Origin of the sequence: Streptomyces sp. CB00316, assembly GCF_001905595.1 — a bacterium.
In the GTDB taxonomy this organism is placed as follows: Bacteria; Actinomycetota; Actinomycetes; order Streptomycetales; family Streptomycetaceae; genus Streptomyces.
On record NZ_LIXI01000001.1, the window covers coordinates 436,874 to 454,093 of the forward strand.

Here is a 17,220-nt window from a genome sequence, read left to right on the forward strand (position 1 = left end):
GGTCGAGCCACGACCATCGGGACCTGAGTACCAGCATCAATGTCAGTGGTGGATCGTACGGTGAGGACCATGCGATTCTCACCGGAGATGATCACGATCGACTGTCCCGACCCGCAGACGCTGGCCGCCTGGTGGGCCACGGCGCTGGGGGTGGAAGGCACGCAGGACTACGGCGAGTTCGTCCTCGTCCCGGCCACCCCGCTGGTCCTCGGCTTCCAGCGGGTGCCCGAGCCCAAGACCGTCAAGAACCGGGTGCACGTCGACTTCGCGTCCCCCGACCGCCTGGCGGACGTGGAGCGTCTGGTGGGGCTGGGGGCGACGGTGATCGGCGAGCACTCCATGCACGGCCTGGTCTGGAACGTCCTGCAGGACCCGCAGGGCAACGAGTTCTGCCTGGCCGACGAGGGCACGCAGTGAGGCGTTGACGAGGGAGGCCACTGACGAGCCGAGGGGGGGCACACGGTGACGCGTTGACGCGGACGGCCACTGCCTGGCCCCGCAACGGTCGACCGCGTGGACGCCCTCCTCACCGACCTGACCGCCGCTCCGACGGTGGCCCGCACCCTCCCCCGGTCACCGCCGACCCGGCCCTCACGGACCTGGCGGCGACCCTGGACCCCGACACCCCTCACCCCGGAGGACGTGACAGGCATCCTGGCCTTCGCGGGCCTGGGGGAGGGGCCGCCGGGCGGGCCTGACGGGCTCCCGGAGAGGATGGCCACGGTGCTGTTCCTGCTGGACGCGCTGCCGGGCCGGCTGAAGGAACGGTTGCTGACGGAGTTCGTGGGGTCGGTGTTCCGGCTGCGCGCGCCGTGATCAGGTGGCCCGCGCAGCCGCCCTCCCGAAGGCTGTTGAGAAGAGGGAGATGCCGACGCCTTCGCGAGAGGTCTCGCCTGGCAAGCAGGGGAGCAACGCCTCCCACAACTACGCCGAGTTGCTGGAGAGCAGGAACGAGAGCAAGGGCTGAACGACCCCGAGCGCCTTCGGCCTCCCTCACGGAGGCCGAGGGCGCTTCGCGTCTCAGCCCCGGGGGGCCGCCGTCTCCAGCTCCGCCACCGTGCCCGACATCACCGTACGGATGTGGCGCGTCAGGTGGTCCGCCGGCCAGTCCCACCAGGCCACCGCCAGCAGGCGCGCGATGTCCGCATCCTCGTACCGGGTGCGGATCAGCCGGGCCGGGTTGCCGCCGACGATGCCGTAGGCCGGGACGTCCGAGACCACCACGGACCGCGAGCTGATGATCGCGCCGTGCCCGACGCGGACGCCCGGCATGATGACCGCCTCGTAGCCGATCCACACGTCGTTGCCGATCACCGTGTCGCCCCGGTTGGGCAGCCCCGTCAGCAGGTCGAAGTGGTCGGCCCAGGAGCCGCCCAGCGTCGGGAAGGGGAAGGTGGACGGTCCGTCCATACGGTGGTTGGCGCCGTTCATGATGAACCGTACCCCCGTGCCCAGCGCGCAGAACTTGCCGATGACCAGGCGCTCCGGACCGTAGTGGTAGAGCACGTTCCGGGTCTCGAACTCCGTGGCGTGCTCGGGGTCGTCGTAGTACGAGAACTCCCCTGCCTCGATCAGCTCCGAGGTGACCAGCGGCTTCAGCTGCACCACGCGCGGCTGGCCGGGCATCGGGTGCAGGACGGTGGGGTCGGCCGGGGCGGGGCCGGGGCTCATGGAGCGCCTCCAGGCTCGGGGGCGGGTGGACGAAAGCCATCGTGGCAGCCCGGCCGGACCGGTGCCGGGCATTTTCCGGTTCGCGGCAGGGCGGCTTCCCTCTCGCCGCACGCGGCGACGTCCTCCGCCACAGAGGCCTCCGTGCCCTCGCCGTCCGGGCCGGCGTCCCCCTCGTTCTCCAGGGCCTTCGGAACCCGGCGCAGGGTGAGGAGGCCGAGGACGGCGTGGAGGAGGGCGGCGGCGACGGCGACCACTCGGAGGCCGGTGACGAAGGCGTCCTTCGCCTGGTCGATCACCGCGGGCGCGAGGTCGGGGAGGCCGAGCGTCTCGCCGAACGTACCGGCGAGGTCAGGGCCCTGAAGGCGGAAGACGAGGACGGACAGCGAGCCGAGCAGCGCGATGCCGAGGGCGTTGCCGAGCTCGTTGCTGGTCTCGGCGATCGCGGCCGCCGACCCGGCCCGTTCGGCGGGAGCCGCGGCGACGGCCGTCTCGGCGACGAGGCTGAACGAGATGCCGTACCCGACCCCGGCGAGCACCGTGGACGCGATGTACCAGCCCACCCCGCCGGTGGACGCGACGGGCAGCAGAAGGAGCAGACCGGCGGCCACGAAGAGGTGGCACGTGACGAGCGCCGTCCGCTTGCCGATGCGCGCGACCAGCATCGGCGTCACGATGCACGTGACGGTGAGCAGCAGAGCCCCGGGGAGGGCCAGCAGCGCGGCTCGCAGGATGGGGATCCCCAGCACGGACTGGAGGTAGACCCCCGACAGGTAGGCGGTCGCCGACCACGCGGCGAGCGGCAGAAGCCCGGTGATGATCGCGACGGTGAAGACCCGGTCCCGGAACAGGCTGAAGTCGATCAGCGGATGCTCAAGGGTGAGCTGCCGTCGCACGAACCACACCAGGACGGCCAGGCCGGCCGGCCCCACGGCCGCGACGGTCGCCGACCAGCCCTCCGCGGCCAGGTGCTTGACGGCGTAGACGGTCAGCAGGAGGCCGGCCACGGACTGCACGACGCTCAGGACGTCGATGCGGCCCGTCCGCGAGGTCGCCACCTCGCGGAGCAGGAACGGGGCCAGGACCAGGAACAGCACGAGGACCGGAAGGTTGACCAGGAAGACCGAACCCCACCAGAAGTGGCTCAGCAGCTGCCCACCGACAGCCGGTCCGATCGCGAACCCGGCGGCGAAGGCGGCGGCGAAGATTCCGATCGCCTGGGCCCGCTGTCCCGGGTCCTCGAACAGTTCGCCGAGCACCGCGAGCGCCGAGGGCAGCAGCGTCGCCCCGGCCAGGCCCATGAGCGCCCGGAAGGCGATGAGCATGTCAGGGCTCGACGCGAACGCCGCTCCCAGCGAGGCCAGACCGAACAGGGCCACCCCGGTCATCAGCAGCTTCAACCGGCCGTACCGGTCACCGATGCCGCCGAAGGTGATGAGCAGGGAGCCCACGACGAATCCGTAGATGTCCAGCGCCCACAGCGCCTGTCCGGCGGTCGGCGCGAGGGCTTCGGTGACCCTCGGCATGGCCAGGAACAGCACCGAGCCGTCCATCGCGACCAGCAGAACAGGGCCGAGGATCACCGCCAGGCCGAGCCATGCCCGCAGACCGGGCTTGTGGATGTCAGTAGGTTCCTTCATGGGCACGAGCTTGGGATTCGCCGCGATGGGCAGCCATCCCCACGCCATGGGTACACCTCGCAGGGATACCCATGACCCCGTGGTGCCCTCCTACACTCGAAGCCATGGCCATGGAACTGGAGAGCCTCGGGACGTTCCTCAAGTCCCGCCGCGCCCGGGTCACACCGCAGGACATCGGACTCCGCACCTACGGCACCGCCCGCCGCGTCCCCGGACTCCGGCGGGAGGAGCTGGCCCAGCTCGCCGGGGTGAGCGTCGGCTACTACACCAGGCTGGAGCAGGACCAGGCCGGGGCCGCCTCCCGGCAGGTCCTCGACGCACTCGCCCGCATCCTCATGCTCGCCCCCGCGGAGACCGCCCACCTGCACAACCTCGCGCTCCGGCGGGCGGAACCGCGCATGGTCCGCCCTCAGCGCCAACGGCTGCATCCGCGGGTGCTCGCGCTTCTGGAGTCCCTGGGCCGCGACACCCCGGCCGTCGTCCTCGGCCGCCGGGGCGATGTGCTGGCGTGGAACCGCACCGGGCACGCCCTCACCGCCGAACACGTCGACTTCGACGCGCCGCAGGACCCCGCGCGACGACCGTCCGTCCCACGGATGTTCTTCCTCGACTCCCACACCCGTGACCTGCACGAGAACTGGGACGAACTCGCCCGGATCCATGTGGCCTACCTGCGGTTCACCGCGGGGCGGTACCCCACCGATCGCCGGCTGGCCGAGCTCATCGGTGAACTCGCCATGCGCAGCGACGACTTCGCCAGGTTGTGGGCCACCGGCGATGTCGCCGACTGCACCGTGGGCACCATGCGGATGCGCCACCCGACCGTCGGCAGGGTCAGCGTCGACTACCAGGTCTGGCTCCAGCCCGACGTCCCCGACCACCGGCTGGAGATCTACACCGCCAACGACGAGCCCTCCGCCGACGCGCTGCGTCTGCTCGCCGGCGGGCAGGGCTCAGGCCGGCACCTCCCCGAGGTCGTCCCCTCAGCCGCACCCCGGTGACCCGGGCGGTGAGGCGTCGCGCGATCCCAATCGCATCGGCTCCCCCTGCGACCAGTCCGCCGCCACGCCCCGCATCACCGGCGCGCTGTCCAGCACCGCGCTGCCCGGCGGGACGCGGCCTGGGTCCTCGAAGAACGAGGAACGTGCTGACAACCCGGTTCAGGGAAGGGGAAAGCCCCCGTGAGTCACGTCCTCGCGGGGGCTTTCCGTTCATCCGCCTGCCGAAGTGAAGGTTGAGAAGACGATCACGGGGCAGGACGTGTTGTCCGCCGGGGCGGAATCAGGGGGCGAGCAGCAGAACGTCCGCGCGCTCCTTGGCGGCGGCGTAACGCTTCGCCACGTCCTGCCAGTTGACGACCCGCCACATCGCCTCGATGAAGTCCACCTTCTGGTTCTTGTACTGAAGGTAGAAGGCGTGCTCCCAGGCGTCGAAGACCAGGATCGGGACCGAGCCCTGGCCCACGTTGCCCTGGTGGTCGTAGACCTGCTCGACGATGAGCCTGCCGCTGAGGGGCTCGTACGCGAGCACGCCCCAGCCGGAGCCCTGAGTGGTGGCCGAGGCCTTCGTCAGCTGGGACTTGAAGCCGGCGAACGTGCCGAAGGACTCGGTGATCGCTTCGGCCAGGTCACCCACACCGTCCGTCGCGAGGGGCTCGCCGCCGCCGTCGCCGGACATGTTGTGCCAGTAGATCGAGTGCAGGATGTGGCCGGAGAGGTGGAACGCGAGGTTCTTCTGGAGGCCGTTGATCGCACCCCAGGCCTCCTTGTCGCGGGCCTCTTCCAGCTGCTCCAGGGTGTCGTTCGCGCCCTTGACGTAGGCGGCGTGGTGCTTGTCGTGGTGCAGCTCGATGATCTGCGGATTGATGACCGGTTCGAGCGCCGCGTAGTCGTACGGGAGTTCCGGGAGCGTGTACGTGGCCATGATGCGAGCCCTCCGACTGCTGGGAATGCCGTTCAGTTGTTATTGCAACCTATATGCAGGAGCAGGCTAGCAGCAGGAAGGTTCACGAAGTGATCAGCCCTTCGGCCTAGGTCCTGAGGCGCAGAGGGCGGGGAAGCGCGTACGCGGGCGCCTCCGGCCTGACCTGACGCGCCCGCGTGCGTATGTCCGTCGGCTCAGTGGCTGGGGTCGCTGCCCTTCCGCTCCTCCGGGTCGACACCCGTGTGGGCGGACGCGTCCTTCTCGCCGCTGGGGCGCCGGGACTTGCCGCGGCGGCCGGTCCCGTGCATGTCGGAGTCCCCGCCGCGGTCCTCCCCGCGGCTCGTCGAGCTCTCCGTCGTGGTGCCTTCCAGGGAGGCGCGCTTCTCCTCCTCGGACGGCTTCTTGCGTGGTCTGTCCGAGTCGGGGGCGTACGTGCCGGGGTTGAAGGAGCGGTGCGCGCTGGGGTTGGGCTGCTGCGACGTCTCGTCGACGTCGGGGGCCCAGCCGTGCTGTCCCTCGCCCTTGAATCTGCTCGGCCCCTCGCCGTGCCGGGGCGGCTTCTTCGACATGGTGGGCCTCTCGTTCTCGTCGGGTGTCCTATTATCCTCCCTTTTCTTGTTATAAAGGCGTTCTGTCTTCTTGCCTGCCTCTTTTCCCGCGCGCGAGCACCCGTGTCGCGAGCATCCATGTTTGGACGCCGCTTCCGGGGGGACCCGGCCAAGCAGCCGGGCGGCTCGGGGTCGGGGACCGCAGGTGCGTCGCTCGCCGCCCGCCCCACCGACCAGGAGGACTTGATGGCACCCCCCAACGCCCCCGAGGCGCCGGACGGCCCGGACCGCGGCCGCGACCCGAAGCTGGCCCTGCCGGTCGCGGACGCGGCGGGCTGGGGCCCGCTCGACGTCCGCGCCGTCGACACCGTCCGGCTGCTGGCCGCCGACGCCGTGCAGAAGGCGGGCCACGGCCACCCGGGTACCGCGATGAGCCTGGCGCCGCTCGCGTACCTGCTCTTCCAGCAGGTCATGCGCCACGACCCGGCCGACGACCAGTGGCTCGGCCGGGACCGCTTCGTACTCTCCTGCGGGCACTCCAGCCTCACCCTCTACATCCAGCTGTACCTGAGCGGTTACGGCATGGAGCTGGACGACCTGAAGGCGCTGCGCACCTGGGGCTCCAGCACCCCCGGCCACCCGGAGTACCGCCACACCCGCGGCGTCGAGATCACCACCGGGCCGCTCGGCCAGGGGCTGGCCTCCGCCGTCGGCATGGCCATGGCGGCCCGCCGGGAGCGCGGCCTCCTCGACCCCGACGCACCGGCCGGCACCAGTCCCTTCGACCACCACGTGTACGTCGTCGCCTCCGACGGCGACCTGATGGAAGGCGTCACGTCCGAGGCCAGTTCGCTGGCCGGGCACCAGGAACTCGGGAACCTCGTCGTCTTCTACGACTCCAACCACATCTCCATCGAGGACGACACCGACATCGCCTTCAGCGAGGACGTGACCGCCCGCTACGCCGCGTACGGCTGGCACGTCCAGACGGTCGACTTCACCCGGACCGGCGACTACGTGGAGGACGTCGACGCCCTGCTCGCCGCCGTCGAAGCGGCGAAGAACGAGAGCGGCCGCCCGTCCCTGATCCTGCTGCGCACGATCATCGGCTGGCCCGCGCCCACCAAGCAGAACACCGGCAAGGCCCACGGCTCCGCGCTCGGCGGCGACGAGGTCGCCGCCACCAAGAAGCTGCTCGGCTTCGACCCGGACGCCGACTTCACCGTCGAGGACGACGTACTGAAGCACGCCCGTGCGGTGCGGGAACGGGGCGCCGAGGCCCACCGCGCCTGGGAGCCCCGCTACCAGGAGTGGCGCACGGCCCACCCCGAGCGAGCCGCACTCCTGGACCGGTTGCTGGGGCAGGAGTTCCCCGACGGCTGGACCGACAGCCTCCCCGTCTTCGAGGCCGACCCCAAGGGAATCGCCACCCGCAAGGCCTCCGGCGACGTGCTGAGCGCGCTGGCGCCCGTGCTCCCCGAGCTGTGGGGCGGCTCGGCCGACCTCGCGGGCAGCAACAACACCACCATGGAGGGCGAGCCGTCCTTCGTGCCCGAGGGGAAGCAGACCGGTGAGTTCCCCGGCCACCCCTACGGCCGCACGCTCCACTTCGGCATCCGCGAGCACGCCATGGGCGCGATCCTCAACGGCATCGCGCTCCAGAGCCTCACCCGCCCCTACGGCGGTACGTTCCTGATCTTCAGCGACTACATGCGCCCGGCCGTCCGCCTCGCCGCCCTGATGAAGCTTCCGGTCACCTACGTCTGGACCCACGACTCCATCGGCCTCGGCGAGGACGGCCCCACCCACCAGCCCGTCGAGCAGCTGGCCGCCCTCCGCGCGATCCCCGGCCTCGACGTCGTACGGCCCGCCGACGCGAACGAGACCTCCGTCTGCTGGCGCACCGTCCTGGAGCACCACGACCGCCCCGCCGGCCTCGCCCTCACCCGGCAGCCGCTGCCCGTCCTGGAGCGGGGCGAGAGCGAAGGCGCGTACGCCCCCGCCTCCGGAGCCGCCCGTGGCGGCTACGTACTCGCCGACAGCCGCAAGGAGACGCCCGACGTCATCCTCATCGGCACCGGCTCCGAGGTCCACATCGCTCTGGAGGCCCGCGAGTTGCTGGCCGCCGAGGGCCACGACGCGCGGGTGGTCTCCCTGCCCTGCCGCGAGTGGTTCGCCGACCAGCCGTACGCGTACCAGGACGAGGTCCTGCCGCCCGGCGTACGGGCCCGGGTCAGCGTCGAGGCGGCCGTCGCCCAGGGCTGGCGGGACGTCGTCGGCGACGCGGGCCGCATGGTCAGCCTGGAGCACTTCGGCGCCTCGGCCGCCTACGAGCGCCTGTACGAGGAGTTCGGCATCACCCCGCGCGCGGTGGCCGACGCCGCCGTGGCGAGCATGCGCGCGGCGGCGGGCCCGGTCCGGCCCGGCGGGGAGCGTCACGGCGCCACCCCGACCGAGGGCGGTACCGCCGACGCCGGTTAGACCACCGCCTCCCCAAGAGCCACCACCTGTCGCGTCACCACGAAGAGGAGCCACATGTCCCCCGCACGCACCCCCCGCTACACCGTCCCCGGCCTCGGCGTCGACGAGGGCCGCCAGGTCATCGACCTCCTGACGCTGCGCCTGCACGCGCTCAACGACCTCGCCCTGACCCTCAAGCACATCCACTGGAACGTGGTCGGGCCGCACTTCATCGCCGTCCACGAGATGCTCGACCCGCAGACCGCCGCCGTACGGGACATGGCCGACGCGGCCGCCGAGCGCATCTCGGCCCTCGGCGGCGAGCCGCTGGGCACGCCGGGCGCCCTGGTCAAGGAGCGCACCTGGGACGACTACAGCGTCGGCCGCGCCGACGCCATCGCCCACCTCGGCGCCCTGGACCTGGTCTACACGGGGATCATCGAGGACCACCGTGCGGTGGTCGAGAAGGCCGGAGAGATCGACCCCGTCACCGAGGACCTGCTCATCGAGCACCTGCGCGGCCTGGAGCAGTTCCAGTGGTTCGTCCGCGCCCACCTGGAGAGCAGCTCCGGCTCCCTGTCGAACGCCGGTGCCGACACCGAGGAGGCGGCGGCCGAGGCCGCGTCACCGAAGCGCGCGACCGCCAAGCGCACCCCGGCGAAGAAGACCGCACTGCCCGCCCCCGCCAAGAAGACGGCGGCCAAGAAGACCGCGAAGAAGACGGCGAGCAAGCGCACCACGCGCTGAACACCGCTCGCTGCGCGCTGAACCGAACGCGCCGAACACTGCTCGCGGGTCACCGGCCATGAGGTCGTGGCCGGTGACCCGGCCCTCCGGCGCCACTCGGCCCTCCGGCCCCGACCTCACACTTGGTCATAATGCGCGGGTGAACAAAGCTCCTCTGCCCCTGCCCGCAGAGCACATACCCCCCGGCACCGCCGACTGGCGGACCCCCGACGCCGAGGGCTGGCTCGCCGCCGTTCCGGCCGGGTGGGCGCGCCCTCTGTGGGCGGTACTGGCCCTGGCCTTCTCGATGGTCTGGTCCCTGGAGGCGTCCCCCACCCCCGCCTGTACCTCCGCCGAGCCGTGCGGCACCGACTGGTAGGGGCTCGGGACGGCCGTGGTGCTGGTCGTGACCCTGTGCTGGGTGCGGCGGCAGCCCCGGCTCGCCCTGGTGGGGCTGACGGCCGGGGTGGTGGGGTTCGCCGCGGAAGGCGGGGTCACGGAGTCGTTCGCGGAGCCGTACGTCCTCGCCCATCTCGTGGCCGTCGCATTCACCGCCGCCGGGATCGTCCACCGACTGGCCCTCGCCGGCCGGCAGCGGGCGCTGGCCCTGGAGGCGGCAGGGCCGGCGGCGGGGCCCCTGCCCGCTGCCGTGGCTGATCTCGGCGGTGGCGACGGCGCTCACCTGGCGGATCACCGCCGACCGCGACGGACTCTGGGTGACCGGGGCGTGGCGCGTGCGGCGGGTCGAGTGGGGCGCGATCACCGCCGTACGCCACTCCGAGGACGTCATCAGCGTCGGCACGGGCAAGGACCACCCCGACGTCGAGTTGTCGCCCACCGGCTGGGCGTGGCTGGAGCGCCGCTTTGGCCGCGATCCGTACGCGGTGCGCGCCGCCGACGAGGTGGGGGCGCTGCTGCTCCACCCGGAGCTGCGGCCGGCCGAGGAGGCGCCGACGGCACGACAGGGCACGCCGGTCGGGCCGCCGCTGGTGGCCGTGTCGGTGCTGTGGGGTGCGGCGGTGCTGCTTCTGCTGTGACCGGACGGTCGCGCCGTCCGGTCACAGCAGCGGGCGACTACTTCCGCTGTGCGGGGATCTCCACCGCGTCCTCACCCCGGCGCCGCCGCTGACGCACGACACCGACGCCGATCAGCACCGCCGTCAGCGCCCCCGTGGCCAGTAGCTGGTCGCGGGTGTCCGGCTGGCGCAGCATCAGCAGGAAGATGCCCGCCATGCCCGCCAGGGCGACGATCGTGAGGACCGGGAAGAGCCACATCCGGACGACCAGCTTCTCGGGCGACTCGCGCTCGGTGCGGCGGCGCAGGACCAGCTGGGAGACGGCGATGAAGATCCAGACCACCAGGATCACCGCGCCGATCATGTTCAGCAGCCAGGGGAAGACGTCGTCCGGCCGCCAGTAGCTGAGCAGCACGCACAGGAAGCCGAACAGCGAGGAGAACAGCACCGCGTTGCGCGGCACCCCGGAGGAGATCCTGCCGAGCACGGCCGGTCCCTGGCCCCGGGCGACCAGGGACCGGGCCATCCGCGAGGCGCCGTAGATGTTGGCGTTCATCGCGGAGAGCAGGGCGATGAGGATGACCACGTTCATGATCTGCGCGGCACCGCCGATGCCGAGGTGGTCGAGCATCGCGTAGAAGGGGCCGACCTCGGCGACCTTCGGGTTGTCCCAGGGGACCAGGGTGACGATGACGGCCATCGAGCCGATGTAGAAGACCGCGATGCGCCACATCGCCGTACGGACCGCCTTCGCGACGCCCTGCACAGGGTTCTCCGACTCGGCGGCGGCGATGGTGACGGTCTCCAGACCGCCGTACGCGAAGACGGAGGCGAGCAGCCCGATGATGAAGCCGTCCATGCCCTTGGGCAGGAAGCCCCCGTCGCCGGTGAGGTTGGTCAGGCCGGGCGCGTCCGTGTCCGGGAGCACGCCGAGGATCGCCAGCAGACCGAGCACCAGGAACAGGGTGATCGCGATGACCTTCAGGGCGGCGAACCAGAACTCGAACTCGCCGAAGTTCTTCACGGCCGCCAGGTTGGTCCCCAGGAAGACCACCATGAACAGGGCGACCCAGGCCCACTCGGGCGTCCCGGGCAGCCAGCCGCTGACGATCTGGGCCGCTCCGATGCCCTCCAGGCCGACGGCGACGCAGAGCAGGAACCAGAAGGACCAGCCCGCGGTGAACCCGGCCCAGGGGCCGATCGCCCGTTCCGCGTGCACGGAGAAGGAGCCGGAGGCCGGGTTGGCGGCCGACATCTCGCCGAGCATGCGCATCACCATCATGACGAGCAGCCCGGAGAGCGCGTACGCGACGACGATCGAGGGTCCGGCGGCGGCGATCCCGGCCCCGGAGCCCACGAAGAGCCCGGCCCCGATGACCCCGCCGAGGGCGATCATCGAGAGGTGCCGCTGTTTGAGACCGTGGGTGAGCGCGGAGTCCGTCGAGGCTCCGGTGGGGGCCGCGGAGTCAGCGGTGGGGGGAGACACGGAGGTCCGAGACATGGACAAGCTCTGTTCGCTAGCTGAGGCGGGGGACGAATTCACAGTCTGAGCATCCGCACCGCTCACACGGCACGAGTGTCCGCTATACGGGCACGAGGCTCACGCAAGGTGCACACGCGCCTACCGGCCGGGAAGAGCCGAGTTCTTACGCTCCCGCCGCTGACGCCCCACCGCCACCATCAGCACCAGCGCCGTCGCCCCCGCCGACCACAGCACCTGCGACCGCGCGTCGGCGTCGGTCAGCATCAGCAGCAGCACCCCCAGCAGCCCGGCCAGCGTGAGCCAGGTCAGATACGGGAAGCACCACATCCGCAGCGTGAGCGCCCCCGGCGCCTCCCGCTCCAGCCGGGCGCGCAGCCGCAGTTGGGAGGCGGCGATCAGCGCCCAGACGAACAGGAGCACCGCGCCGACGGAGTTGAGCATGTAGAGGAACACGGTGTCCGGCCAGAGCAGATTGAGCAGTACGGAGACGAAACCGAAGGTCACCGAGGCCAGCACCGCCCGCCGGGGCACCCCGCCCGGCTTCCCTCGGGAGCCACCCGACACCTTCAGCAGCCCACGCGGCGCCTCCCCGCGCTCCGCCAGCGAGAACACCATGCGCGACGATCCGTACAGATTGGCGTTGAGCGCCGAGAGCAGCGCCACGAACACCACGATGTTCATGGTCTGCCCGGCGGACGGTACCCCGATCGAGTCCAGCACCTTCACATACGGGCTCAGCCCGGCCTGCTGGGCGGTCCACGGCAGCACGGTCACGATGACCAGCATCGAGCCGACGTAGAAGAAGAGGATGCGTACCACCGCGCTGCGCACCGCGCGCCCCACCGCGCGGGCCGGGTCGTCCGTCTCGGCGGCGGCGATGGTGACGACCTCCAGGCCGCCGAAGGCGAAGACCACGGTCAGGACGCCGGAGACGACCCCGCCCCAGCCGTTCGGCAGGAAGCCCCCCTGGCCGGTCAGGTTGGTCATCCCCACCGGATCGGTGTCGGGGAGCCACCCGAGGACGGCCAGCACCCCGAGCCCCAGGAAGACGACGATCGCGCCGACCTTCAAGGAGGCGAACCAGAACTCGAACTCGCCGAAGTTCCTCACCGCCGTCAGGTTGGCTGCGGTGAACACCACCATGAACAGCAGCACCCACACCCACGGTTCGACCGCCGGAACCCACCCGTGGGCGATCTGCGCGGCGGCCGTCGCCTCCACGGCGAGGACCACGACCAGCAGGAACCAGTACAGCCAGCCGACGCTGAACCCGGCCCACCGCCCGAGCGCCCGTTCCGCGTGCACGGAGAAGGAGCCGGAGGCGGGCATCGCGGCGGACATCTCGCCCAGCATCCGCATGACCAGCATCGTGAGCGCCCCCGCGATCAGGTACGAGACGACGATGGCGGGCCCCGCCACCGCGATGCCCGCGCCCGAGCCGACGAACAGCCCGGCCCCGATCACCCCGCCGAGCCCGAGCATCGTGAGGTGACGCTGTTTCAGCCCGTGTTCGAGGGGCTCTGCGGGGGTCGTGGGAGCCCCGGACGGGGTGGGGGAAGCCTCGTGCATGGCGTGCGGGTCACTCTCGGATCATTTATGGGGAACCTACAGTCTGCGGCCGCGGTCCCCCTCCCGCCAAAACGGACCACCTGCCGCCCCACCTCAGTGACGAGCATCACGCCCAGCGGTGATTGCGCGGGGACCTTTGTGTGAATCCCACCAACCCGTCAACCACCGCTTTGTGGGCGGCTGATGGTGATCGGTCGTTCACCGCTGGGCTAACGTCGGCAGCAGTCCCACCCCACCTGCCTGGCGGAGCCGTCCCAGCCCGCCTGCCCTCACCCGCGGAGTCCCGATGAGCACTGTTGCCGCCCCCGTCCGTTCCGGAGCGGTCCTCGCCGACCTGCTGCCCGCAGCCCGGCACCGCTACGCCGTCGACGCGGCCCTCGTGCTGGGCGGTGCCGCCCTCACCGGCATCGCGGCGCAGATCGCCGTCCCGGTCCCGGGCTCCCCGGTCCCCGTCACCGGTCAGACCTTCGCGGCGCTCCTCATCGGCACCGCGCTCGGCGCCCGCCGCGGCTTCCTCTCCCTCGCGGTGTACGCGCTCGTCGGCATGGCCGGCATGCCGTGGTTCGCCGAGGGCACCTCGGGCTACGCGATGCCGTCCCTCGGCTACATCCTCGGGATGCTGCTCGCCGCCACAGTCGTCGGTGCCCTCGCCCGTCGCGGCGGCGACCGCTCGGTGCTCCGCACGGCGGGCACGATGGTGATCGGCTCCGCGATCATCTACGCCGTCGGCGTGCCCTACCTGGCGCTCGCCACCGGCATGTCCCTGAGCGCCGCCGTCGCGGCCGGACTCACCCCGTTCCTGATCGGCGACGCGCTCAAGGCGGCCCTGGCGATGGGCGCACTGCCCGCCTCCTGGAAGCTCCTGGGCCGCCGAGGCTGAGCGCGCGGCCGCCCCGATCGCCCGCAGCGGCGCCACCAGCCGCGTACGCCCTCGGGCGTGGCGGCCTCCACCAGCCGGTCGGGCCCGGTGAACGTGACATCTCCCGTCACGTATGGCACGTGCGTGTCACTCGGCGGGAGTCACCGCCTTGCGGCTGCGCGCCTCGCGGAGAGGGCGGCCACATAGCTGCCCTTCTCCAGGATCGAGCCCTTCGGGGAAGAACCCGCCGGAGTCCGTCAGATGCGCGAGCCCCGAGCCGGGGTTGTCCGAACCGGGCAGGAACCCGAAGACGGCGAGCAGACCGACGACCACGAACGCGGCGATAGCCACGACCTTGATCCCGGCGAACCAGAACTCGAACTCGCCGCAACTGCCCACCGAGACCAGGTTGGTGGCGGTCGGCACGACCATTACGATCAGCGCCCGGGCCCACTGCGGGACGCCCGGGATCCAGCTCTCCAGGATCTTGGCGCCGGCCGTGGCCTCGACGGCGAGCACCACGACCCAGAAGAACCAGTAGAGCCCCGCCGACCGCTACCCCGCGAAGTCCGTGCCACACTTCGCACCATGCGCGTGTACCTCGGATCCGACCATGCCGGTTACGAACTCAAGAACCACCTCGTCGAGTGGCTCGGTGCCCACGGGCACGAGGCCGTCGACTGCGGTCCCCACATCTACGACGCCCAGGACGACTATCCGCCGTTCTGCCTGCGTGCCGCCGAGAAGACGGCCGCGGACCCGGACAGCCTCGGCATCGTGATCGGCGGCTCCGGCAACGGCGAGCAGATCGCCGCCAACAAGGTCAAGGGCGTCCGCGCCGCTTTGGCCTGGAGCGAGCAGACCGCCGCCCTTGGTCGTGAGCACAACAACGCCAACGTCGTCGCGATCGGCGGCCGGATGCACACGGTGGAGGAGTCCACGAAGTTCGTCGAGATCTTCCTCTCCACGCCGTACTCGGACGAGGAGCGTCACACGCGCCGCATCGAGATGCTCTCGGCTTACGAGACCACCGGCGAGCTCCCCCCGATCCCGGCCCACCACCCGCAGCAGGGCTGACCCCGCCGCCCACACCACCTGTGCCGCCGGGCCCGTACCCGGCGGCACGGCCATGTCGCCCGCCCTTCTACCGGATCCCACAGGGAGCAGCCCGCCGTGCCCGAGGGACATACGATCCACCGCCTCGCCCAGGACCACGCCGAGCGGTTCGTGGGCGGACCGGTCCGGGTGAGCAGCCCGCAGGGCACGTTCTGCGACAGTGCGGCCCTCCTCGACGGGCACACCCTCACCACCACCGACGCCCACGGCAAGCACCTCTTCCTGGGCTTCGGCTCCACCGGCTGGGTCCACATCCACCTCGGACTCTTCGGCAAGCTCGGCTTCGGCACCGCCCCGCCCCCGCCGCCCACCGACACCGTCCGCCTCCGCCTGGTCAACGCGGCCCACCACGCCGACCTGCGCGGCCCCACCACCTGCGCCCTGATCACCGAGCCCGAGAAGCGCGCGATACACGAGCGCCTGGGCCCGGACCCGCTCCGCGGCGACGAGGACGGGGAGCGCGCCTGGCAGCGGATCTCCCGCAGCCGGACCACGGTCGCCGCGCTCCTGATGGACCAGAAGGTCATCGCGGGCGTCGGCAACGTCTACCGGGCCGAGGTCCTCTTCCGCCACGGCATCGACCCGTACCGCGCGGGCAAGGACCTCACCCGCGCCGAGTGGGACGCGATCTGGGCGGACCTGGTGGAGCTGATGCACGAGGGCGTGCGGCACAACCGGATCGACACCGTCCGTCCGGAGCACCTACCCGAGGCGATGGGCCGCCCGCCCCGCAAGGACGACCACGGCGGCGAGGTATACGTCTATCGCCGGGCCAACCTGCCCTGCCACATCTGCGAGAGCGAGATCCGGACGGCGGACCTCGCCGCCCGCAACCTCTTCTGGTGCCCGCGCTGCCAGGACCCGGGTCCGGCACCTGACACCTCACCGGCACCTCGTACCCGGTCGTCTCAGAACCCGTGCGGCAACCACGGCTCCACATGCCACGAGAACGCCGAGGAGACCTCCTCCACCGCTCCCGGCCGCACCTCCCGTACCCGTCCCGCCGCCGCGAGCGAGGTGAACGACACCCCGCCCAGATAGGCGGCGCCCAGCTCCCGTACCGACAGCTCCAGATCCGGCGCGCGATCCGGCGCACGCCGGCACGAGGCAGCGCCTTTCGCGTCCGCCACCAGGTGCCAGCGCCCCGCGTTCCACGGGCAGAAGTCGTCCGCCACCTCCAGCACCACATCCACCGGCGTCCGGTACGCGCGCGCCTCCAACGCCGCCCCCATCTCCACCAGCCGTACGTAGAGCGCGTCCTGCACCCGCGCCTCGCACCGCCGCACGTCCGACACCAGCTGCATCAACGGCTCGTCCACCGGCCGCGAGCCCGCCTCCACGGACGACGTCAGGTCGATGCCGAACAGGAACCGCCACAGTGCCGCGTACGACGCCGGATCCAGCGCTCCCAGGTCCCGGAGCGCCACCGTCCCCTTCGGCCCCGCCCGGTCCCAGTCGGGCCGCACCCGGAACGTGGCGTACCCCAGCACATCCCCGTCCCGCTCGGCCAGCACGCACTGCAACGGCGAGGCGCCCGCCCGGTCCTTCTCCGTGTCGATCACCGCGGCCTGCTCCCACTTCGGCTGCCGCACCGGCGTGCCCGGACGCTCCGCGGCGAGCCGCCCGTACACTTCCTCGCACGCGGGCAGGGCCGCCACCGGTTCCGTGTACCGCACCCGCACCTCGTCGGTGCCCGGCGGCAGATCGAGCTGTACGCGGGCGGTGTCGACGTCCAGGCTCATGGCCCGGGTCGCGGCCCCGTACCCGAAGCGCCCGTAGATGGCCGGTTCCGAGGCCGTCAGCACGGCGAGCGGCTCGCCCCAGGAACGTACGTCGTCCAGCTGGCGTCGCATCATCGTCCGCAGCAGCCCGCGCCGCCGGTGCGTCCCCGCGACGCTCACCGCCGTCACCCCCGCCGCGTTCACCGCCGCCCCGCCGGGCACGGTCAGCCGGAAGCTGTAGGCCCCCGCCGTACCGACGCACACCTCCCCGTCCCACAGGCCGATGGACCGGTCGTGCTCGGTCAGCTCCTGCCAGAGCGCACGCGACTCCGGGGCGCTCAGCACACCCCCGAAGGCACGCTCCAGACAGGCGAACCAGGAGTCCCATTCAGCAGGTCGCAGCACACGGAGTTCTGAAGTCATATGCCATCCCTACCAGGGTGAGCGGAAGCGGACGACCCGATTTCGCGCGCATCGTCACCGGGGTCCCC

15 protein-coding genes and 3 pseudogenes are annotated in these 17,220 nt (G+C 71.5%); 10 read left to right on the top strand and 8 right to left on the bottom strand.

Going from position 1 to position 17,220, the window contains the following annotated elements:
• Positions 1–69 precede the first annotated feature (69 nt).
• Entirely contained in the window at positions 70–417 is a 348-nt protein-coding gene (locus AMK21_RS01860) for a VOC family protein (RefSeq protein ID WP_073873480.1), read from the top strand.
• 78 nt (positions 418–495) lie between these two features.
• Positions 496–816: pseudogene (locus tag AMK21_RS01865) on the top strand (aspartate aminotransferase family protein); the annotation flags it as partial.
• A 204-nt stretch (positions 817–1,020) separates the two neighbouring features.
• Here the strand turns inward: AMK21_RS01865 and AMK21_RS01870 are convergent.
• Both AMK21_RS01870 and AMK21_RS01875 read right to left on the bottom strand, forming a co-directional pair.
• A complete protein-coding gene (locus AMK21_RS01870; protein ID WP_073873482.1) occupies positions 1,021–1,671 on the bottom strand; it encodes a CatB-related O-acetyltransferase in 651 nt (216 codons plus the stop codon).
• The gene (locus AMK21_RS01875) at positions 1,668–3,308 is read right to left on the bottom strand and encodes an MFS transporter (protein WP_234421801.1); all 1,641 of its coding nucleotides are present in this window, start codon (positions 3,306–3,308) and stop codon (positions 1,668–1,670) included. Before AMK21_RS01875 ends, AMK21_RS01870 begins: the two co-directional genes overlap by 4 nt.
• A 104-nt stretch (positions 3,309–3,412) precedes the next feature.
• On the opposite strand from AMK21_RS01875, the gene AMK21_RS01880 reads away from it, so the two are divergent.
• The gene (locus AMK21_RS01880) at positions 3,413–4,309 is read left to right on the top strand and encodes a helix-turn-helix transcriptional regulator (protein ID WP_073873484.1); all 897 of its coding nucleotides are present in this window, start codon (positions 3,413–3,415) and stop codon (positions 4,307–4,309) included.
• Between the two features lie 280 nt (positions 4,310–4,589).
• Here AMK21_RS01880 and AMK21_RS01885 read toward each other — a convergent pair whose 3' ends face one another.
• Together AMK21_RS01885 and AMK21_RS01890 are read right to left on the bottom strand one after the other, a co-directional pair.
• Complete coding sequence (locus tag AMK21_RS01885) at positions 4,590–5,231, bottom strand: superoxide dismutase (RefSeq protein ID WP_073873486.1); 642 nt, start codon at positions 5,229–5,231, stop codon at positions 4,590–4,592.
• Positions 5,232–5,425: 194 nt separating this feature from the next.
• Entirely contained in the window at positions 5,426–5,800 is a 375-nt protein-coding gene (locus tag AMK21_RS01890) for a hypothetical protein (RefSeq protein WP_073873488.1), read from the bottom strand.
• Positions 5,801–6,025: 225 nt separating this feature from the next.
• Between AMK21_RS01890 and tkt the strand changes: the two genes are divergently transcribed.
• From tkt to AMK21_RS36805, 4 genes are all read left to right on the top strand, one after another.
• The gene (tkt, locus tag AMK21_RS01895) at positions 6,026–8,260 is read left to right on the top strand and encodes a transketolase (RefSeq protein ID WP_073873490.1); all 2,235 of its coding nucleotides are present in this window, start codon (positions 6,026–6,028) and stop codon (positions 8,258–8,260) included.
• A gap of 54 nt (positions 8,261–8,314) precedes the next feature.
• Positions 8,315–8,986 carry a Dps family protein gene (locus AMK21_RS01900; protein WP_073873492.1) on the top strand — a complete coding sequence of 224 codons (672 nt, stop codon included), beginning with the start codon at positions 8,315–8,317 and terminating at the stop codon, positions 8,984–8,986.
• Positions 8,987–9,125: 139 nt separating this feature from the next.
• Positions 9,126–9,344, top strand: a complete 219-nt coding sequence (locus AMK21_RS36800) for a hypothetical protein (protein ID WP_073873494.1) — start codon at positions 9,126–9,128, stop codon at positions 9,342–9,344.
• 286 nt (positions 9,345–9,630) lie between these two features.
• Entirely contained in the window at positions 9,631–10,002 is a 372-nt protein-coding gene (locus AMK21_RS36805; protein WP_073873496.1) for a hypothetical protein, read from the top strand.
• 37 nt (positions 10,003–10,039) lie between these two features.
• On the opposite strand, the gene AMK21_RS01915 is transcribed toward AMK21_RS36805, so the two are convergent.
• Positions 10,040–11,482 (bottom strand): amino acid permease, encoded by a 1,443-nt coding sequence (locus tag AMK21_RS01915; protein ID WP_073873498.1) that lies wholly within the window; start codon positions 11,480–11,482, stop codon positions 10,040–10,042.
• A 120-nt stretch (positions 11,483–11,602) separates the two neighbouring features.
• Entirely contained in the window at positions 11,603–13,033 is a 1,431-nt protein-coding gene (locus AMK21_RS01920) for an amino acid permease (RefSeq protein ID WP_073873500.1), read from the bottom strand.
• 286 nt (positions 13,034–13,319) lie between these two features.
• Here AMK21_RS01920 and AMK21_RS01925 point away from each other — a divergent pair, with 286 nt between their 5' ends.
• The gene (locus tag AMK21_RS01925; protein ID WP_073873502.1) at positions 13,320–13,913 is read left to right on the top strand and encodes a biotin transporter BioY; all 594 of its coding nucleotides are present in this window, start codon (positions 13,320–13,322) and stop codon (positions 13,911–13,913) included.
• Positions 13,914–14,120: 207 nt separating this feature from the next.
• Here AMK21_RS01925 and AMK21_RS01930 read toward each other — a convergent pair.
• Positions 14,121–14,435: pseudogene (locus tag AMK21_RS01930) on the bottom strand (amino acid transporter); the annotation flags it as partial.
• A 45-nt stretch (positions 14,436–14,480) separates the two neighbouring features.
• Between AMK21_RS01930 and AMK21_RS01935 the strand changes: the two are divergent.
• Together AMK21_RS01935 and AMK21_RS01940 are read left to right on the top strand one after the other, a co-directional pair.
• Complete coding sequence (locus AMK21_RS01935) at positions 14,481–14,969, top strand: ribose-5-phosphate isomerase (protein WP_073873504.1); 489 nt, start codon at positions 14,481–14,483, stop codon at positions 14,967–14,969.
• Between the two features lie 96 nt (positions 14,970–15,065).
• Positions 15,066–15,881 (top strand): annotated as a pseudogene (locus AMK21_RS01940) (Fpg/Nei family DNA glycosylase); the annotation flags it as partial.
• Between the two features lie 35 nt (positions 15,882–15,916).
• Here AMK21_RS01940 and AMK21_RS01945 read toward each other — a convergent pair.
• Positions 15,917–17,152: a GNAT family N-acetyltransferase gene (locus AMK21_RS01945; RefSeq protein WP_073873506.1), complete on the bottom strand. Its 1,236-nt coding sequence runs from the start codon at positions 17,150–17,152 to the stop codon at positions 15,917–15,919.
• Positions 17,153–17,220 lie beyond the last annotated feature (68 nt).

Bases quoted from the DNA above. Each gene is read 5' to 3' on its own strand.
- AMK21_RS01860 (WP_073873480.1), top strand. From the start codon at position 70: ATGCGATTCTCACCGGAGATGATCACGATCGACTGTCCCGACCCGCAG.
- AMK21_RS01870 (WP_073873482.1), bottom strand. From the start codon at position 1,671: ATGAGCCCCGGCCCCGCCCCGGCCGACCCCACCGTCCTGCACCCGATG.
- AMK21_RS01875 (WP_234421801.1), bottom strand. From the start codon at position 3,308: ATGAAGGAACCTACTGACATCCACAAGCCCGGTCTGCGGGCATGGCTC.
- AMK21_RS01880 (WP_073873484.1), top strand. From the start codon at position 3,413: ATGGCCATGGAACTGGAGAGCCTCGGGACGTTCCTCAAGTCCCGCCGC.
- AMK21_RS01885 (WP_073873486.1), bottom strand. From the start codon at position 5,231: ATGGCCACGTACACGCTCCCGGAACTCCCGTACGACTACGCGGCGCTC.
- AMK21_RS01890 (WP_073873488.1), bottom strand. From the start codon at position 5,800: ATGTCGAAGAAGCCGCCCCGGCACGGCGAGGGGCCGAGCAGATTCAAG.
- tkt (WP_073873490.1), top strand. From the start codon at position 6,026: ATGGCACCCCCCAACGCCCCCGAGGCGCCGGACGGCCCGGACCGCGGC.
- AMK21_RS01900 (WP_073873492.1), top strand. From the start codon at position 8,315: ATGTCCCCCGCACGCACCCCCCGCTACACCGTCCCCGGCCTCGGCGTC.
- AMK21_RS01915 (WP_073873498.1), bottom strand. From the start codon at position 11,482: ATGTCTCGGACCTCCGTGTCTCCCCCCACCGCTGACTCCGCGGCCCCC.
- AMK21_RS01920 (WP_073873500.1), bottom strand. From the start codon at position 13,033: ATGCACGAGGCTTCCCCCACCCCGTCCGGGGCTCCCACGACCCCCGCA.
- AMK21_RS01925 (WP_073873502.1), top strand. From the start codon at position 13,320: ATGAGCACTGTTGCCGCCCCCGTCCGTTCCGGAGCGGTCCTCGCCGAC.
- AMK21_RS01935 (WP_073873504.1), top strand. From the start codon at position 14,481: ATGCGCGTGTACCTCGGATCCGACCATGCCGGTTACGAACTCAAGAAC.
- AMK21_RS01945 (WP_073873506.1), bottom strand. From the start codon at position 17,152: ATGACTTCAGAACTCCGTGTGCTGCGACCTGCTGAATGGGACTCCTGG.